At 32.0% G+C, this 18,011-nt stretch carries 13 protein-coding genes; 3 read left to right on the top strand and 10 right to left on the bottom strand.

Annotated elements, in window-relative coordinates; all coding sequences use genetic code 11:
• Window positions 1-6: 6 nt before the first annotated feature.
• A complete protein-coding gene (locus ABD859_RS10170; protein WP_345143727.1) occupies window positions 7-702 on the bottom strand; it encodes a ComEA family DNA-binding protein in 696 nt (231 codons plus the stop codon).
• 465 nt (window positions 703-1,167) lie between these two features.
• Here ABD859_RS10170 and ABD859_RS10165 point away from each other — a divergent pair, with 465 nt between their 5' ends.
• A complete protein-coding gene (locus ABD859_RS10165; protein ID WP_345143724.1) occupies window positions 1,168-2,637 on the top strand; it encodes an APC family permease in 1,470 nt (489 codons plus the stop codon).
• Window positions 2,638-2,688: 51 nt separating this feature from the next.
• On the opposite strand, the gene ABD859_RS10160 is transcribed toward ABD859_RS10165, so the two are convergent.
• The 6 genes from ABD859_RS10160 to ABD859_RS10135 all read right to left on the bottom strand — a co-directional run bounded on the left by ABD859_RS10160 (window position 2,689) and on the right by ABD859_RS10135 (window position 12,527).
• Window positions 2,689-2,916, bottom strand: a complete 228-nt coding sequence (locus ABD859_RS10160) for a PspC family transcriptional regulator (protein ID WP_007810860.1) — start codon at window positions 2,914-2,916, stop codon at window positions 2,689-2,691.
• Between the two features lie 48 nt (window positions 2,917-2,964).
• Window positions 2,965-4,236, bottom strand: a complete 1,272-nt coding sequence (locus tag ABD859_RS10155) for a DUF2851 family protein (protein ID WP_345143720.1) — start codon at window positions 4,234-4,236, stop codon at window positions 2,965-2,967.
• Between the two features lie 136 nt (window positions 4,237-4,372).
• Window positions 4,373-5,734: a pyridoxal-phosphate dependent enzyme gene (locus ABD859_RS10150; protein WP_345143717.1), complete on the bottom strand. Its 1,362-nt coding sequence runs from the start codon at window positions 5,732-5,734 to the stop codon at window positions 4,373-4,375.
• A gap of 47 nt (window positions 5,735-5,781) precedes the next feature.
• Window positions 5,782-7,755, bottom strand: a complete 1,974-nt coding sequence (locus ABD859_RS10145) for a putative porin (protein WP_345143712.1) — start codon at window positions 7,753-7,755, stop codon at window positions 5,782-5,784.
• A gap of 170 nt (window positions 7,756-7,925) precedes the next feature.
• On the bottom strand, window positions 7,926-9,368 hold the full coding sequence (locus ABD859_RS10140; RefSeq protein WP_345143709.1) for a RagB/SusD family nutrient uptake outer membrane protein: 1,443 nt from the start codon (window positions 9,366-9,368) through the stop codon (window positions 7,926-7,928).
• A gap of 3 nt (window positions 9,369-9,371) precedes the next feature.
• Window positions 9,372-12,527 carry a SusC/RagA family TonB-linked outer membrane protein gene (locus ABD859_RS10135; RefSeq protein WP_345143706.1) on the bottom strand — a complete coding sequence of 1,052 codons (3,156 nt, stop codon included), beginning with the start codon at window positions 12,525-12,527 and terminating at the stop codon, window positions 9,372-9,374.
• Between the two features lie 371 nt (window positions 12,528-12,898).
• On the opposite strand from ABD859_RS10135, the gene ABD859_RS10130 reads away from it, so the two are divergent.
• Window positions 12,899-13,564 carry a ribonuclease HII gene (locus ABD859_RS10130; RefSeq protein WP_345143703.1) on the top strand — a complete coding sequence of 222 codons (666 nt, stop codon included), beginning with the start codon at window positions 12,899-12,901 and terminating at the stop codon, window positions 13,562-13,564.
• Window positions 13,565-13,637: 73 nt separating this feature from the next.
• Here the strand turns inward: ABD859_RS10130 and lipB are convergent, their stop codons facing one another.
• The 3 genes from lipB to ABD859_RS10115 all read right to left on the bottom strand — a co-directional run bounded on the left by lipB (window position 13,638) and on the right by ABD859_RS10115 (window position 15,930).
• Window positions 13,638-14,336 (bottom strand): lipoyl(octanoyl) transferase LipB, encoded by a 699-nt coding sequence (gene lipB / locus ABD859_RS10125; protein WP_345143701.1) that lies wholly within the window; start codon window positions 14,334-14,336, stop codon window positions 13,638-13,640.
• Window positions 14,337-14,341: 5 nt separating this feature from the next.
• Window positions 14,342-15,100 (bottom strand): hypothetical protein, encoded by a 759-nt coding sequence (locus ABD859_RS10120; RefSeq protein WP_345143698.1) that lies wholly within the window; start codon window positions 15,098-15,100, stop codon window positions 14,342-14,344.
• A gap of 104 nt (window positions 15,101-15,204) precedes the next feature.
• Window positions 15,205-15,930: a hypothetical protein gene (locus tag ABD859_RS10115; RefSeq protein ID WP_345143695.1), complete on the bottom strand. Its 726-nt coding sequence runs from the start codon at window positions 15,928-15,930 to the stop codon at window positions 15,205-15,207.
• Window positions 15,931-16,219: 289 nt separating this feature from the next.
• Between ABD859_RS10115 and lysS the strand changes: the two genes are divergently transcribed.
• Complete coding sequence (gene lysS, locus ABD859_RS10110; protein ID WP_345143692.1) at window positions 16,220-17,923, top strand: lysine--tRNA ligase; 1,704 nt, start codon at window positions 16,220-16,222, stop codon at window positions 17,921-17,923.
• The last annotated feature ends 88 nt before the right edge of the window (window positions 17,924-18,011 follow it).

Raw genomic sequence — 18,011 nt, 5'->3', positions numbered from 1 at the left:
AATTTTTTAGAACTCCAAATATAAACTAATTATTTTTGCTTTTTCAACAGGAAAACCTTTAATTTTTGACAAATCCTCAATATTATTAAAATTTCCGTTCATACTTCTATAAGTCACGATTTGTTTTGCCAATGTATATTTAAAGTATGGAAACTGCGATAATTCTTTTAACGATGCATCGTTTACTGGGATTTTCTTAAAGTTTGATGGCATTACGACTTTAAAATGAGTATTTAATTCAGCTATTACTTCTGGAGATAATCCCCAAACATCTGCCAGCTGTTCCATTGAAACAAAGCCGCCTAATATTTCTTTTTGTTTTAATATTCTGGACGAAAGTGCCTCGCCAATTCCATAAACTTTAATTAAATCTTCCTGAGTGGCCTGATTAATATCTGTTAAGGTAATTTTTTCCTTTTTTTCAAATGTTTTTTGGGTGTATTCTTTTTTCTCAGCTTTAAAATCTTTTTTATTTTGTACCCAGTCTGGAAACTTAAAAAGCGGCGAGAGTACTTTTAACAGAGAATCTGAAATTTGTGTTACGTCTTGAAACTCTTTTGCAGAATTGACATATTTATTTTGTTTTCGAAATTCTAAAAGCCTGTCTATTTCCTCAACCGACATTCCAAGCTTGTATCCTTTATAATCTGAAATAAAGTTTGGATTGAATTTATAGACTTCGTGTTTTTGCTCTAATTTCATTTTTTTCTGAACATCTATTTCTTTTTGAAGAGAGAGCCACTGTTTTTCTTCAAAAGATATTTTTTCCGGCTGAGTGAAATCTGCAAAAAAATAAATCAGCTGTAGCGTTATTATAATAATAAAGAATAAGAAAATACCTGTTTGCTGTTTATTTGTAAACCTAAAATAGTGGTTAAGTGCCTTAAAATTCATTTCTAATAAAAATTTCTAAAATTTAAAAGGCACAAATTACGTAAGAAAATACATATTTAATAAGAAAAATAACAAAAAACTTAATTCTCAAAACGTTAAAATTAGACTCAATACTACTCAATTAATTTAATGAATCTCAGGTATTAAAGCAAACCCAATAATTATTCCTTCAAAAAATTAAATATTTTATAACTTAAAACATGATAATTGTTTTTATTTTTTACAAAAAACAATACATTTGGCACTTAATAACAAATAAACCAATAATATAGTATGTCAATTTGGAGAGTTAAACCAATATCTGCCTTTGAAGCCGATATGAAAAAAAGTGATTTAAAGAGAGTCCTTGGAAAGTGGAGCCTTACTGCCATTGGGGTTGGTGCCATTATCGGTGGTGGAATTTTTGTACTTACCGGTACCGGGGCTTATTACCATGCAGGTCCGGCTTTAGCAATTTCGTTCATCATCGCAGGTATTGCCTGTGTTTTTGCAGCTCTTTGTTATTCTGAATTTGCTTCAATTTTACCTGTAGAAGGATCTGCTTATGCGTATGCTTATGGTACTATTGGAGAAATTTTTGCATGGATAATTGGCTGGGGACTTATTCTCGAGTATGCAATGGGCTCTATGACTGTTGCAGTTTCCTGGTCTGGTTATTTTAATAAATTGCTTAAATTATTTCACATAAAACTTCCTGATTGGCTTACAACAGACCCGGCAAGCTATACAGGAGAAGGTTTTTCTATGAATCTTCCGGCTTTCCTTATCGTGATTTTAGTTATTTCGCTACTTATTAAAGGAACAAAAAGTGCTGCAAAAGCAAATAATGCTATTGTAATCCTTAAAGTGTCTGCAGTAATATTTGTAATTATAGCTGGTCTTTTCTTTATTAATACAGCAAACTGGAGTCCGTTTATTCCAGAAGCTACTCAAATTATTGAAAAAGAAACTACTCACAATGCTTACGGAATTGGAGGTATTATTTCTGGAGCCGCAGCAATTTTCTTTGCTTATGTTGGTTTTGATGCCGTTTCTACACAAGCTGGAGAAGCTATTAATCCTAAAAAAGATGTTCCATTTGCAATCATTGCTTCTTTATTAGTTTGTACTACATTATATATTCTTGTTTCATTAGTATTAACAGGAATGATGAATTACCAAGATTTTAATCCGCTAGGAAAATATCCTGAAGCTATTAAAGCTCCTGTTGCTTATGCGTTTGATATTGCCGGACAAGGCTGGGCTGGTTCTATTATTACTGTAGCAGCAACTATTGGTTTGATTTCTGTATTAATGGTAATGATCATGGGACAATCTAGAATTTTCTTAGGTATGTCTAAAGATGGTTTAATTCCACCTGTTTTCTCTAAAGTGAATCCTATTTCTGGAACTCCAAAAACAAACTTAATGATTTTAGGAGGTATTATCGCAACTGTAGCTGCATTTACACCAATCAATAAATTAGCTGATATGACAAGTTTTGGTACTTTGTTTGCCTTTACAATGGTTTGTATCGCTGTTTGGATTTTAAGAGTAAAACAACCAGGATTAAACAGAACTTTTAAAGTTCCGGCTCTCCCAGTCATTGCTGTTCTTGGAATCGCAATAAACTCTTACTTAATTTTCAATTTAAGTTTAGATGCTCAGTTATTATCATTTGGATGGCTAATAATTGGTATTTTGGTTTACTTCGGATACAGCAAGAAAAGATCAAAACTTAACGATACTACAACTGAAGAATAAGATACTATTTTTAATAAAAAAAGCTCCAAAATTTACATTGGAGCTTTTTTTTTATAAATCAAATACTGAAGTTCTTTTGGCACGAATTAAATCTTTCAATCTAATCCAAAAGGCAAGAGTTAAATAAACCCCAAATCCTAAACCTGCAGTAACAAACGATATGTAAATAAAAAACAATCGCACGCTTGTTACACGCATTCCTAGTTTATCGGCCAGTCTTGACGAAACGTGGAAACCGTATTTTTCGAAAAAGAATTTAAGTTTTAAAATTGCTGACATCTTTATTTTAGATTTCTGATTGCTTGAGATTACAAAAGTACAAATTATCTAATTGCTTTTTAGTAATTCAAGTCCAATGGCACATTTTAAACAGGATTTATTATTGCAGTATTCGTTTTTCAACTCTAACAAAGACTGGCTTTCAAATGCATTTTTTGATTTTATTCCGTATAAATTGAACTTTTCTACAACTGCATTTTTTTCTGGAGCAACGTCATTCATAAACTCAATTAAATCTTCTATAACAGACTCTCCTATTGTACTTGAATAAGCAAACTGAATGGGTATTATACTATTAATAATTACTAAATCTAAAAATGATTTTGATAATATCTTCGCTTTCTTCGGGCTCTCTTTATCGAACTGATAATGGTTCTGCCAATAGTCGGCAGAAGAAACATTCATAAGCTCGTAAACGTTTTTAACTGATTTTAAAGCAATTATTTTAGAAAAAAGATTTTGATGTTTATGATATAATCCCGCAAGCTGAGAAAGCCTTATTGTTGGAAAATTATCCGGACGAAGCTTAAAAAACGAAACCGGATCTACATGAGTTTTTTCTAATTGATATTTATGAAGCAGAAAAAAATATTTAAACTTTAGGTCTTTAAAATAAATATCTTCTTTTTCTGCATCTAACAAGCCTGCTGTTCCCAAAAGCAAAGCTTCGAGACTTTCAGCCTCAAAACTTTCTTTTCTAATAATTGAAAAAGGCAGTGATTTGGCTATCTGCAAAAAAGAATTTCCGTTTGTATTTAAACCAAAATTCTTCGCCAGAAGGCAAAATAAAACAGCTTCCCAATCCTGATTGGTTTCTTCTAATAATTCGTAAACAAATGCTGATTTACGTTCTAATCGTTCTAAAAACAATCTTTCCTGCCAGTTTTTAAAAACAAATTCTTCAATTTCCTGTATTTGTTTTTCACAGGAAATCCATGTTTTGGGCGAAAGAAGTTTATAATAATTTTCGACCATTTCAGGCGACACATAATTTTTAAGGATCAAAACTGGAATCTCGGTATTATCTTCTCTAAAAATGGCTGTATCGTTTTCCCAAACTACATGCAGAATAACATTTTCATAAGCCGGATCTTTTTCATGGTTGTGTAAATACCAGTCAGATGATTTTAAATGAATTTCTACATTTCCAGCCCATTTTTGATCTCCAATTTTTATGTGAGCGTTAAAAAAATCAGGTCCGGCAAGTTCTAAATAGTCACCTGTTTTTATAATGGTGACAGATTCATTTTGTGCAGTCTTTAAATTCAGGTTGTCAAACTTCCTGAGTTTCCATATATAATGAAGAAAATCTTCTTTCATTTTCAAATTGTTTATTACAATTTAAAAATAATAAAATTAATACTATTCCTACAAATTATTTTTAGAAATAAAAAAATCCACAAACCTGATTTAAATAATCTGATTTGCGGATTTAAGCTTTTATATATTTCAAGGTTTATTTTATAGAACCAATAATATCATATTTTGTAATAATGTGATGGTTTCCGTTTCCTAAATCAACTAAAACTGCATCATTTTCTTTAGTAAAAAGTTTTGATACTTCTTCGATTGGTGTTCCCATTTTTACAATTGGAAAAGGTTTTCCCATTACTTCTTTAATTGGTTTTTCGGCTACATTTTTATCAGCAACATAACTTCTAAACAAATCTGTTTCATCTACAGAACCTACAAAACCATTAATATCAACAACCGGAATCTGCGAAATTTTGTATTTACGCATACGCTCAATAGCGTGCGAAACCAATTCTTCAGTACGCACAACAATCAGCTCTTTGTCAATATGATCTTTTATAACATCTTCTGCTTTGGTAACATTTTCTTCAAGGAATCCGCGCTCACGCATCCAGTCATCATTAAACATTTTACCTACATAACGGCTTCCTGAATCGTGAAATAAAACTACCACAACATCATCTGGTTTAAAATGTTCTTTTAACTGAAGCAGACCTTTGATACAAGCTCCAGCTGAATTTCCAACAAAAATAGCTTCTTCAAGAGCAATTTTTCTTGTGTATACTGCCGCATCTTTATCGGTTACTTTAGTAAAGCCGTCTATTAATGAAAAATCAACATTTTTAGGTAAAATATCTTCTCCAATACCTTCTGTTATGTACGAGTAAATTTCGTTTTCATCAAAAATTCCAGTTTCGTGGTATTTTTTAAAGACTGAACCATATGTATCAATTCCCCAAATTTTAATGTTTGGATTTTTCTCTTTTAGGTATTTTCCAACTCCAGAAATAGTACCTCCAGTTCCAACACCCACAACAAAATGGGTAATTTTTCCATCAGTTTGTTTCCAGATTTCTGGTCCCGTCTGCTCATAATGCGCCAATGAATTTGACATATTATCATATTGGTTTACATACCAAGAATTTGGCGTTTCTTCGGCTAAACGCTTAGAAACCGAGTAATACGAACGAGCATCTGTAGGTTCAACATCTGTAGGGCAAACGACAACTTTTGCTCCAACAGCACGAAGTATGTCCATTTTTTCTTTAGACTGTTTATCTGATATTACACAGATTAATTTGTAACCTTTTACGATTGCTACAAGAGCCAGTCCCATTCCGGTATTTCCAGAAGTACCTTCAATTATAGTTCCTCCAGGTTTAAGTCGGCCGTCAGCCTCAGCATCTTCAATCATTTTCACGGCCATTCTGTCTTTTACAGAGTTTCCCGGATTAAATGTTTCGACTTTTGCCAATACTAATGCATCAATTTCAGCAACAATTTTGTTGAGTTTTACCAATGGCGTGTTACCAATTGTTTCTAAAATATTATTTGAAAAGTCCATTTTATTTAAGTTTTATGTGGTATTTAAAAAATAAATTATTCTGGTTTTTATTGGAAGAAATTCCAAACCAAACCAAATCTAATCACGAAATCACGATACGGATTATCTGGTGCCGAATAATAATTGCTGCCTGAAAACAAAGCATTTAAATGTTCTGCCTTTAAGTAAAAACGTGTCTGGCGAATTCGAGCGTTTATAAAGACATCGAATGTGGCATAATTACCAATTTCTTTTGTGTTTTGAACAAAAAATTCTCCAATAACAGGGTTGTAACTATTTCCGTAATATTTTGTAAAATAGTTAAACACGATACCGCTTTGCGTAAACAGTGCTTTCTTGAAAAAATAGTTTGTATAATAAATCGTATTTCTGGTTACAAAATCAGGAACATTTAAAATTAAATCTGACTGATCTACTTTTTGATATAATAGTGTATTGTCTAAAGCAAATTTTCCAAATTTAAATTCTTTATTGGCTTTAATTTCTAAATAGTTAATTACGTTTCCATATTGAGCCGGTTTTACTATTTGCGTTCTAACTGCCATTTGTTCCGGAGTTGCCTGATCTACAAAATACAAATGATCTTTTAAGGTTGTATATTGAACTTCTGCATTTACCCACGGCGTAGAAACGTTTGCTCCTAATGAATTTATTTTTTCATTTTTGAAATTATTAGACCAATTGTATTCTACATAACTGCTTTGATATAAGTTATAATTATTATTAGGCAGTTTGTTAATATTTCTGTATCTAAAATCAAATTGGATTTTCTCATTTAAATCATAACGCAGTTTAGCATCTAGATCTGATAATGATTGGTTTGTGATAGATCTGGTGTACAAAAATCGTCCATTCCATTTATTTTTTTGATATTCATATTGTCCGCCAAAATTATTAATCTGTAAAAATAAATTGTCAGGTATAACATTTCCAGAACTGTCAATCAAGATTCTGTTGTACTTATAGTTTGATCGGTAATCATCAACAAAGAAATTGAATTTACCCAAAAGAGAATTTTCATAAGCCGCTCCCACTTTGTTGTAAAGCCTCTCAAAATGAGTCTGATCATTTATACCGCTTGTTACATAAGATTCTCCGAAACGCTGCACTGGCTCAGCTATTCCATCAACAGCAGAAAGAACTGTAGCCTGATTGTATTCAAAAAACTTATTTTCGTAATTAAGCTGATGATTTATATATAAGTTATTGCTTCCGTCTTTAGGATTTATTCTAAAAGCATGGTCAAAAAATATACGTCTTCCTTTTAAAAATGATTTTGCATCTGTTAAATATACCTGCAAACGCTGACGATTTTTAAAATCAGGATCACCACTTTCAAAATCTGTTGGTGTTGTAATACCTCCATTTTCTTCGTTTGAATTATCTTGATATGTATAGTGTGCATTTAACGAATATCGCTTGTCTGTTGTAATATAACTTGTAGTAAATCTAAAATTTCCTGCACTTACAAGCTGATTGATATAATCTCCTTCTGAACGCAGTCCTCTGTAAGCAATTGAAAAATTAAGATTTTTAGATGTATTTAAGGTAATGAATGAATCAACATTCTGTCCTTTATTTATGGTTGTATTAAAAAACAATTCTGTTAAAGGCGTTGGTGCCGAATAATATCGTATATCATCTGCCTGCAGATAATTATAATGCTTGGCACTAAAACCAATTTCGGGATATGGCGAATAGCTGGTTAAACTATATTGTAAAATATTTAAAGGCTGTCCGATATTTGGAAACTCTAAAAGTCCAAAAAGATCTTTTCTAAGATGATTTTGTTTGTAAGCACTTTTTATAGTCAGTGAAGTATCGGCATGGATTGTATCGTGTTCAAGAGTAACAATTAGATACTGCTCAATCTTAGCTATTTTTGCCTTTTTCTTTTTAACAGTGTCTGTTATACTTGAATATTTAGTATTCATGTCTAAACTACCTTTTGAAGTAGTTTTTTCTTGAGAAAACAATAAACTTGGTATAACTAATAGATATAGAAAAATGAATATTCTCATTTGATAGCGTTATATAAAATTATTTCGGCAAAATTTGTTGAGCAAAGGTAAAAGATAAAACCGTATAAACGAAAAAAAACAAATTGTTAGTATTGAGAAGTTTTTAATGCTAAATAAAAAAAAACTGCCCAACATTTTGGGCAGTTTAACACGAAATTATAAAATTATAGTTACAATGGATTTTGAACTATTAATGGATTAGCATCAATTTCAGCTTGCGGAATCTGGAAGATAAATTTATTGTCTCCAGCCGGAATATCAAATCTCCCGAAAGCAGGATGATTTGTGTCAGGATAATTTCTTGACAGACCAATTCCTAAACGCTTCATGTCATACCAGGCACAACCTTCACCCCACAATTCAATTCTTTTTTGAAGAATTATTTCATTTATTAACGCCGAACCTGAATTTGTGGATGATACATAAGCAGGATCTCTAGTCACAGTAATCTCATATAATACTTGCTTTGCAGCAGCTTCATTTCCAGATCTGGCAAGCGCTTCTGCTTCGATATAATACATTTCAGAAGATCTTAAATAAATATAACTTCCCGCATCTATAGTTGGATCTCTAAATTTTATATTTGCATAAGCAGGTAAAGATGGATAAGTTGTATTTCCTGATGGTGAAACAAAAGCTTTCTTTCTAAAGTCAGTTTCCGAAATACTATTGTATAAATTTTTATCTATGTTTTTATAAATCCCCATACCTCCAGCATATCCTGATGGATTAGTATTATCAAAATGTCCAAAGAAATTCGCAACAAAAGTACTAATTGAAGAATTTAACGTTGCTCCCCACATTGTTTCGTTTGACTTTGTAATATAGAAGCCATTCATCCATTCTGTTTCATTAAGCAAGGTATAATCTTGTCTTGCCAAATGAGCCATATTTGCAGCATCTGCATATTTTCCCATTTCCAAATACACATCTGCCAAAAAAGCTTGTGCAACCGTTTTATCTACAGAATCATTATTTAAACGTTTATACGATTCTAATAATTCAATAGATTCATTTAAATCATTCTCTATCAAATCATAAACCTCACTTACAGTAGATCTTGCCTTACCTTCTAATGTTGGCTCTGTATAGATTGGGACGCATAATTTATTTTCATTATTAACATAAGTTGGTCCGTAAGTACGTGCAAGCATAAAATAAAAGTATGCTCTTAATGCTAACGCCTGCCCTCTAATTGACTTCAATTTTTCATCAGTAGTGTTCGATGGAATACCTCCCAAAACAATATTTGTAGATTTTATTTGAGGATAATAAGTATTCCAAACTAATCTAGACCTTGAATTCGTCTGCTGTCTTCCAATATATGTATAAAATGACTGATACCAGCTGGATTTTGTCATTAACATATCATTAGACATCATATCCATTGCAGCTAATACAGATTTATGTCCATAATCTTCATGATTACTTCCAATAGCTAGTCCATAAGATCGTAATGCGGCATAAATACCACTTACAATAGCCTGATTAGCTGAAGCTGATGTTGCTAATTGTTCCTTATTAATTGTTGATTCTGGCACTGTATCTAAAAACTCCTTATCACAGCCTGTAAGAGCGAATAAGAATACAATTGCTATTACTATTTTTTTCATGTTTTAAAAATTTACTGTTAATCCAAATGAAACGCTTTTCATTACACCGTACACATTTAACGATTGTCCATTGTTTACTCTTTCCCCTAATCTATTCAATCTTGGGTCCATACCTTTTCTTTCAGACCATAATGCTAAATTTGATCCCATTAAAGTAAATTTCGTAGATTGAATGCCTAAATCTCTAAGCCAAGCATCAGTAAAATTATAGGCTATAGAAACATCTTGAAGACTTATATAATCAGATTTTATTAAGAAATAATCTGAATTTGCCATTTGAAAACTTGAAATATGATCAATTCTTGGTATTCCTGAATTAGGATTATCAATTGTCCATGCTTTTGTTACATCCTTATGATAATTTTGACCTACATTGTCTGACCCTGAATACATTGCTGATTGATAGACTCCATCATACATATAGCCTCCAAACTGATAAGCAAAACCGGCTTGAAATGTTACATTTTTAAATCTAAAGATTGTTCCAAAACCTCCATAAACATCTGGATTAGCATTCTTTTTACTTAAATATGTCCCAGCATCTCCATAAACATTCGTAGTTACTTTATTACCCGTTAAATTTCCTTCTGCATCTTTTTCATCTTTATACCATAATGCATCTCCATTTGTTTTATCTACTCCAGCAAACTCTCTCAAAAAGTATGAATAAGCAGGTGCACCAACCTCAAAGCGATAAATGCCATCTGTAAATGCTTTAGGTAAAGACGAGATTTTATTTTTGTAACTTGTTGCATTTGCCCAGATATTAAAATCAACATTCTTATTTTTAACAATATCAATTCCTAAATTAATCTCAATACCTTTATTTCCCATATCCCCAATGTTTTTTGAAACAAATGAAGTTCCTGTTGATAATGCGATTGGAAAATTATATATCAAATCACTGACATTTCTTTCAAAATATTCAGCTTCAAGAGAGATTCTATCAAATAAGTTAATATCGAATCCAATATTTAAGTTTTTAGATTTTTCCCACTTTACGCTTTTATCTGCTTCAAAAACATTTAAAACACTTGCGTTACCTTCTGAATCTGGAACTATTTCATATTGTGTTTCATATGCATAGTAATTTCTCAAACTACCAAAATAACTACGATGACTAATTTGTGATGTTACTGGATATAGTATATTATCATTTCCTTGCTCTCCATAACTTCCTTTAATTCTTAAATCAGTAATCCAGCTGTTTTTAGGAAAGAAAGATTCTTTTGCGACAGACCATGATGCACCAAAACCGTAAAAATTACCCCATCTGTTTTCTGGTGCAAAGACAGATGAACCATCTCTTCTAAAACTACCATTTACAAAATATTTATTTTTATAATTATAATTTAATCTAGAAAAGTAACCTTCCACTTTATATAAATCATTGTAACCATCTAAGTATCCATATTTTGTGGCATTACTAATAATAGGTAAATCAGCTATTACAATGTTACTTTTTTGACCTGCTAACATTTTTGAAGTAAAATCAGATGATTCATGTCCAACTAACAAATCAAATGAATGTTCTCCAAAAGTTTTTTTCCAAGACACTAACTGCTGGTTTGTTAATGTATATTCATTTTTAGTAGCTGTGCCTATTCTTCCATTAACGCCCATGTCATCCCCACCTTCACCAGTTGTGCTTGTTAAATAGTAACCAGATAATAAATCATATCCAATATTATATCTAAAATTAAAATCTTTTAAGAAATCAATAGAAACATAAGCTCTTGTTCCAAACTTGTTTTCTTCATTTAATTTTGTATTTAATAATGTCGTCGCATAAGGATTTAAATTTGAGCCATAAGGTCTATCTCCTTGTTGATTAAAATCATAAGACTTAGTACCATTTTCGTTATAAATCATATTACCATTAACATCTCTTTGCCAAATAGGATATATAGGCGCTATACTTCGTGCCCAATTAAATAAATTACTATAAGTTGAAGATGATGTATTTGAAATTGGAGCATTTTGATTAGAATGTGCATAGTTTACATTCGCTCCCACTTTTACCTTACTAGAAACACTGTAATCTACATTAGCTCTTAATGTTACGCGCTCAAAATTTGAATTAATTGTATAACCATCATCTGATAAGTAACCAATAGATAAGTATGAGTTAAGGTTATCAGTACTGCTTGAAAGACTTAAATATTGTTCTTGTCTGATTGCATCTCTAAATAATGCTTTTGACCAATTATCATTATATAAAAGTTTAGCATCTGCATTGATTTCTCCTGTTAATGGATTAATAACCTGAGTGTTTGCTACATTATAATTATTATATCCTAAAGAGTAGGTATCACCTTGTATCAAATTCTGAGAAGCTATGTTTGAAGCATTTGCAGGAGTTTGTCCCTGATAAATCAATCCATTTCTAATTCTATTATATACTACTTTATAATAGTCTCCTGGATTTTTAATCATATCATACTCAGGAACAGATCGTGAATTAACACCAATTTTAGTTTCATAGGTAACTGTCAATTGTCCTTTTTTTCCTTTTTTAGTAGTAACTATGATTACTCCATTTGCACCTCTACTACCATACAAGGCATTAGATGAGGCATCTTTTAAAAAACTTATTGATTCAATATCTTGGGTTGCTATCGAATTTATATCTCCATTAAATGGTATTCCATCTACTACGTATAAAGGAGTATTTGATGACGAAATCGAACCAATACCTCTAAATCGTACTTGTGGAGGATCTCCAGGCTGTCCTGAACTTGCACTAATTTGCACACCAGCAACCTTTCCTGTCAAAGACTGAACTGCATTAGAAGCTTGGGTAGTTTCTAACATTTTTGAATCAATTTTAGATACTGCTCCAGTGATTTCTTGTTTTTTTTGTGTACCAAATGCAACAACTACAACCTCTTGTAATTCTTTTCCATCTTCCTGCATTTTCGCATTTATAACAGAACTGCTTCCAACTGTGGCAACAAAATCCTGCATTCCCATATAAGAAAAAACCAAAACATCACCTATTTTCGCCTTTAGTACATATTTACCATCCAAGTCGGTTTGTGCACTGTTTTTAGTTCCTTTTACAATTACATTGACTCCGGGAACCGCTCCACCTCCATCTGTAACAACACCAGATATTGTTCTTTCCTGTGCAAAAGAAAACTGCAGACAGAACAACATTAATAATGTTAAAAGAAATGTAAATTTTAATCGCATTTTAAAATTATTTTAAGTTAATAACGCGACAAAAATGAATTTAATTTCTTACAAAACAAATTTTGAAATGTTAAAAATTAAATACTTTTCTTACTTATAGAGTAAATAGAAAGCTTAAATTCTTATGTTTTTGCTAAAAATAATGTTTTAACTATTTTATACTAAACCCTGATTTTTCACATAAACTAAAAAAATATCATTTATCAATAGTTAAATTATTGAAATTTTAAACCAATTTTAATTAAATTAAAAAGGTTTATTCAATTTTATTACCCGCAGGTTTTTAATGGTTTTTAGAAAAAAAATATAATATTTGTGCTTCAAAAAAAATCGAAATGCTGCAACTTAATTATTCGGGTTTTACTTTAGAAACAGGAACTGATGAAGCTGGACGCGGATGTTTAGCGGGGCCTGTTACCGCAGCTGCGGTAATTTTACCCAGTGAGTTTGAAAATAAAATCCTAAACGACAGTAAACAACTGTCTGAAAAAGCAAGGACACTTTTAAAACCGGTAATTGAAGAACAGGCTCTTTGTTTTTCGGTTACTCATTTATTTCCAGATGAAATTGACGAAATAAACATATTGAATGCTTCTATGAAAGGAATGCAGGAATGTATTTTGAAATTAAAGCATATTCCGGAGTACATTATTGTTGACGGAAATCGATCTTTAAATGCAAAATTGGGATTAAAAAACACTTTTGGGAAACAATTTACTACGGCAGAAATCGAATTATTAAAGTCTATTCCAAACCAAAGCATTATTAAAGGCGATGGTAAATATCTCAGCATTGCTGCTGCATCCATATTGGCAAAAACCTATCGCGATGAATATATGGATCAAATTCATGAAGAATTCCCTATGTACAATTGGAAACAAAACAAAGGATATCCAACTAAAGAACATCGTGAAGCCATTAAAAAATACGGCACCACAAAATATCATAGAATGAGCTTTAGGCTTTTACCTGAACAGCTTGAACTTAATTTCTTCGAATAACAAACAAAGACTTATCGTTTGATAAGTCTTTGTTTGTTATTTATTTTAGCTTGAGCCATTGCTGACATGAATTTTATACAAATTCAGCCTCAAACAAATTCGTAAAATGTTTTATGATTTTAGACTTTACTTCGTCTTCATCTACTCTTTCTACGCCAAGTTCGACATTTAATGAAGTAACGCCTTTACCGCGAATGCCACACGGAATTATATTATCAAAATAACCTAAATCGACATTTACATTTAAGGCAAATCCATGCATGGTAACCCAGCGTGAGGCACGAACTCCCATGGCACATATTTTACGTGCAAACGGAGTTCCAGCTCCCAGCCAAACTCCTGTTTCGCCTTCACTTCTGCCCGATTCTAAACCATATTCTGCTAAAGTCAAAATCATAGATTCTTCAAGCAGACGAAGGTATTTATGAATATCGGTAAAGAAATTTTCTAAATCCAGAATTGGATATCCAACAATTTGTCCGGGACCATGGTAGGTTATATCACCACCTCGATTAATTTTATAGAAAGTTGCTCCTTTTGCTTCGAGCTGTTTTTCGTTTAATAATAAGTTTTCTAAATCACCGCTTTTGCCTAAAGTGTATACATGCGGATGTTCAACAAATAATAAATAATTAGGTGTTGGCAAGTCCAGTTCTTCTCTTCTGTTTTTGATTTTTAAATCGACAATATCCTTAAAAAGTTCTTCCTGATATTCCCAAGTCGATTTATAATCTCTGTTTCCCAGTTCTTGAAGTTGAATTTTTTTATTCATTGTATTTATTTTTCAAACTCAACGTCAAAGTTCAGTTTGTCAGGATTCTCCATATAATCCGTGAAAGGGTATTGAATTGTAATTGATTTTCGATCGTCGCTGAATAAAGCGTTTGGATTTGATACTTTTTTTATCTTTTTGGGGAAATTATATTTTACAATATAAGTCGATGAGGCAAACATCATTTTAGACATATCTACCCCATCCGCATCTTTTGCATTTTCTTCCTTTTTTTGACTGTCAATAACAGCTTTTCTAATAAATTTCTTTCCGTCGTAACTGTAGCTTAATTTGCTGTTATTGTTTCCAAAACCACTGCCAAGTGGTGATGCCGGCGCTGCTCCGCCTTCAAGTTTTTGAAGCATGCTAAGGGTTTGCAAAACATCCTGCATTTCGTTTACATTTTTAAAATCGGTCGCCAGAGTCATTAAAAACTCTTTTTTCTCAGAACTCATTTTGGTGTGCACGACAAAATTTTCCAGTTTTTTTATCTCCTTTTGTGTTTCTGGAGACAATTTGGCAATACTGTCTTTTTTCTCTTCAAACAACTGCTTAAAAGTAAAAGTTGAATCGATTTCTTTTTTGGCATCGGCTCCCATTTGACTTCCAATCTGGTCGCCCGCCATTTCCATTAAAGCAGATCCGTCCATATCTACAGAGAATTTTCCGGTTCCGTTATCATTGATTGTTATATTTTCGGTAAAAGTACAGCTTGTTAATGTTGCAATTAGAAAAGAAAAAACCAGTAATTTATATAATTTCATCGTCTTATAATTTTTTATCAAATATACGAAGAGTATTTCTATTTTTTCAGATACTCATTTCTGAGGTTTTAAGTTGTTGTGTTTACTAAAATCAGTACACTTTTTTACTCTAAAGTTACTTGTAAATTTGTGCTTTCCGGATCTCGTAAACAGTCTGCGAGCTGAAATTCTAAGGTTAAAGATTTTTTATCAGGACCAATTAATGCTTTTGAATTAGAAACTGATTTTATATTTCCTGGAAAATGATAATTCAAAATATACGATTGTGTCAATTTTAAAGAACCGTATCTACTATTAAATTCATTAGACTGCTTTTTTGCCTTTTCTAATTCTTTTTCATTTATGATTACAACTTTACGATTGAAAATTTTCCCGTCAAAATTATAATCGATTCTAAAATAATGGTCTTCAGCTTTTAATGAATAATTATGCTGAATATCTGAAGCATAATCTTCTGTTTTGTATAAATCCGGAATTTCAGAAACTGCATTAAAATGAAGTTCAAACTCAGTTTTATATTCTTTTTCAAAAGAACTTCTTTTTGTATGCACTTTTACATTAGCATATTTTTGAAATAACTGTTGTTCCTCCGCCTGATATTTTTTAAAATTTTCGTTGTATTTATTGATGTAGTCTTTAAAAACATACGTTGTATCTTTAAAAACATTTTCTTTAGTATATTCTTCACCAGCGAGTCTCATGTAACTGTTTTCTTCCCGATGTTGTTTCATATCTATAACACCGCTTCCGTCTGGATTAATCGTGATAGTTTCGGTAATCTCACAGCCGGTAAAGCAAATCAGAAATAGAAAAATTGGTATGTATTTCATTTTATTTTTTTTAGAGACTAAGGTTTTGAGAAGCTAAGATACTAAGTTTTTTAGTTGATTTCTTACAGTTTTTTTGCCGTAAGTATCTTTTGAAAACAAAAATTTCTGGTCTAGCCCCGATAAAAATGGAAATCCTTTTATGCCATGGTTTGGCATAAAAGATTGAAATGAATAGCGGGACTAAACGTTATTGAAACCCAATAAATTGCTGCTGCAAAAAATCTAAAATCTGGATTCTAAAGTCTGCATTCTTTTTTTTATCTTTGCACACTTAAAAAACAGAGCACAAATGGCATTATCAGAACAAGAAATCATTAGAAGAGAAAAACTTCAAAACTTACGCAACTTGGGGATCAACCCTTATCCGGCAAATCTTTTTCCTGTAGATCATACATCAAAGCAGATAAAGGAAACTTTTGAAGAAGGTAAGAAGGTTATCGTTGCAGGACGTTTAATGAGTGTTCGTGATCAGGGTAAAGCTTGTTTTGCTGAATTACAGGACAGCGAAGGACGTATTCAATTATACGTAAACCGTGATGTTTTGTGCGAAGGTGACGATAAAACTCTATACAACCAGGTATTTAAAAAATTAACTGATTTAGGTGATTTTATTGGTATTGAAGGTGAATTGTTTACAACTCAGGTTGGTGCACAATGTATTCGCGCAACTGGTTTTACTTTCTTAAGCAAAACATTACGTCCGTTACCATTGCCAAAAATTGACGAAGAAGGAAATGTACACGATGCTTTTAACGATGCTGAATTACGTTACAGAATGCGTTATGTAGATTTAACAGTAAATCAACACGTTAAAGAAACTTTCCTTAAACGTACAAAGTTGTTTAACGCTATGCGTGGTTATTTTAACGACGCCGGTTATATTGAAGTAGAAACTCCTGTTTTGCAGTCAATTCCAGGGGGAGCTTCGGCAAGACCTTTTATCACACATCATAATTCGCTTGATATTCCGCTTTACATGCGTATTGCAAACGAATTGTATTTAAAAAGATTAATTGTTGGCGGATTTGAAGGTGTTTATGAGTTCTCTAAAAACTTCCGTAATGAAGGAATGGACAGAACGCATAATCCTGAATTTACCGCAATGGAAATATATGTTGCTTACAAAGACTACAACTGGATGATGGAATTTGCAGAAGGCTTATTAGAGCATTGTGCAATTGCAGTAAACGGAACCAGCGAAGTAACTTTTGGCGAGCACAAAATCAATTTTAAAGCGCCTTATGCACGTGTAACAATGACAGATTCTATCAAACATTTTACTGGTTTTGATATTTCTGGAAAAACAGAACAGGAATTGTTTGAAGCAGCTCGTGGAATGGGAATCGAGGTTGACGAAACAATGGGTAAAGGAAAATTAATTGATGAGATTTTTGGAGCAAAATGTGAAGGAAATTATATTCAGCCGACTTTCATTACTGATTATCCAAAAGAAATGTCACCGCTTTGTAAAGAGCACCGTGATAATCCAGATTTAACGGAACGTTTTGAATTAATGGTTTGTGGTAAAGAAATCGCAAATGCTTATTCTGAGTTAAACGACCCAATTGACCAAAGAGAGCGTTTTGAAGATCAGATGCGTCTTTCTGAAAAAGGTGATGATGAAGCAAATGGAATTATCGACGAAGATTTCTTAAGAGCGCTTGAATACGGAATGCCTCCAACTTCTGGAATGGGAATTGGAATGGATCGTTTGATTATGTATTTAACAAATAATGCTTCTATTCAGGAAGTTTTATTGTTCCCGCAAATGCGTCCGGAGAAAAAACAAGCGCAAATTGAATTAACTGAAGAAGAGAAAGTTATTATTACTCTTTTGAAAGGAAATGAAAACAAAATGGATTTATCTCAGTTAAAAGTTGCTGCTAACTTAAGCGGAAAAAAATGGGATGCTTCTATGAAAAATTTATCTAAACACGGTTTAACTAAAGTTGCTGTTGAAGGCGAGTTTAAGTTTGTTGAATTGGTAGGATAAAAATTTTAAATTCCAATTTAGAAAATTCTAAATTCCAAAACTGGATTTTACAATATTTTCAACCCGACAGGTTTTAAAACTTGTCGGG

It is taken from the genome of Flavobacterium ginsengiterrae, assembly GCF_039539785.1.
Lineage (GTDB): Bacteria > Bacteroidota > Bacteroidia > Flavobacteriales > Flavobacteriaceae > Flavobacterium > Flavobacterium ginsengiterrae.
The sequence above is the reverse complement of the archived record's forward strand: the minus strand, read 5'-3'. Positions and strand labels throughout refer to the sequence as shown.

Coding starts and splice junctions, on each gene's coding strand:
- lipB (WP_345143701.1), bottom strand. CDS start 14,336: ATGAATAAAAAAATTCAACTTCAAGAACTGGGAAACAGAGATTATAAA.
- ABD859_RS10115 (WP_345143695.1), bottom strand. CDS start 15,930: ATGAAATACATACCAATTTTTCTATTTCTGATTTGCTTTACCGGCTGT.
- ABD859_RS10140 (WP_345143709.1), bottom strand. CDS start 9,368: ATGAAAAAAATAGTAATAGCAATTGTATTCTTATTCGCTCTTACAGGC.
- ABD859_RS10170 (WP_345143727.1), bottom strand. CDS start 702: ATGAAATTAGAGCAAAAACACGAAGTCTATAAATTCAATCCAAACTTT.
- ABD859_RS10120 (WP_345143698.1), bottom strand. CDS start 15,100: ATGAAATTATATAAATTACTGGTTTTTTCTTTTCTAATTGCAACATTA.
- ABD859_RS10150 (WP_345143717.1), bottom strand. CDS start 5,734: ATGGACTTTTCAAATAATATTTTAGAAACAATTGGTAACACGCCATTG.
- ABD859_RS10135 (WP_345143706.1), bottom strand. CDS start 12,527: ATGTTGTTCTGTCTGCAGTTTTCTTTTGCACAGGAAAGAACAATATCT.
- ABD859_RS10160 (WP_007810860.1), bottom strand. CDS start 2,916: ATGTCAGCAATTTTAAAACTTAAATTCTTTTTCGAAAAATACGGTTTC.
- lysS (WP_345143692.1), top strand. CDS start 16,220: ATGGCATTATCAGAACAAGAAATCATTAGAAGAGAAAAACTTCAAAAC.
- ABD859_RS10165 (WP_345143724.1), top strand. CDS start 1,168: ATGTCAATTTGGAGAGTTAAACCAATATCTGCCTTTGAAGCCGATATG.
- ABD859_RS10130 (WP_345143703.1), top strand. CDS start 12,899: ATGCTGCAACTTAATTATTCGGGTTTTACTTTAGAAACAGGAACTGAT.
- ABD859_RS10155 (WP_345143720.1), bottom strand. CDS start 4,236: ATGAAAGAAGATTTTCTTCATTATATATGGAAACTCAGGAAGTTTGAC.
- ABD859_RS10145 (WP_345143712.1), bottom strand. CDS start 7,755: ATGAGAATATTCATTTTTCTATATCTATTAGTTATACCAAGTTTATTG.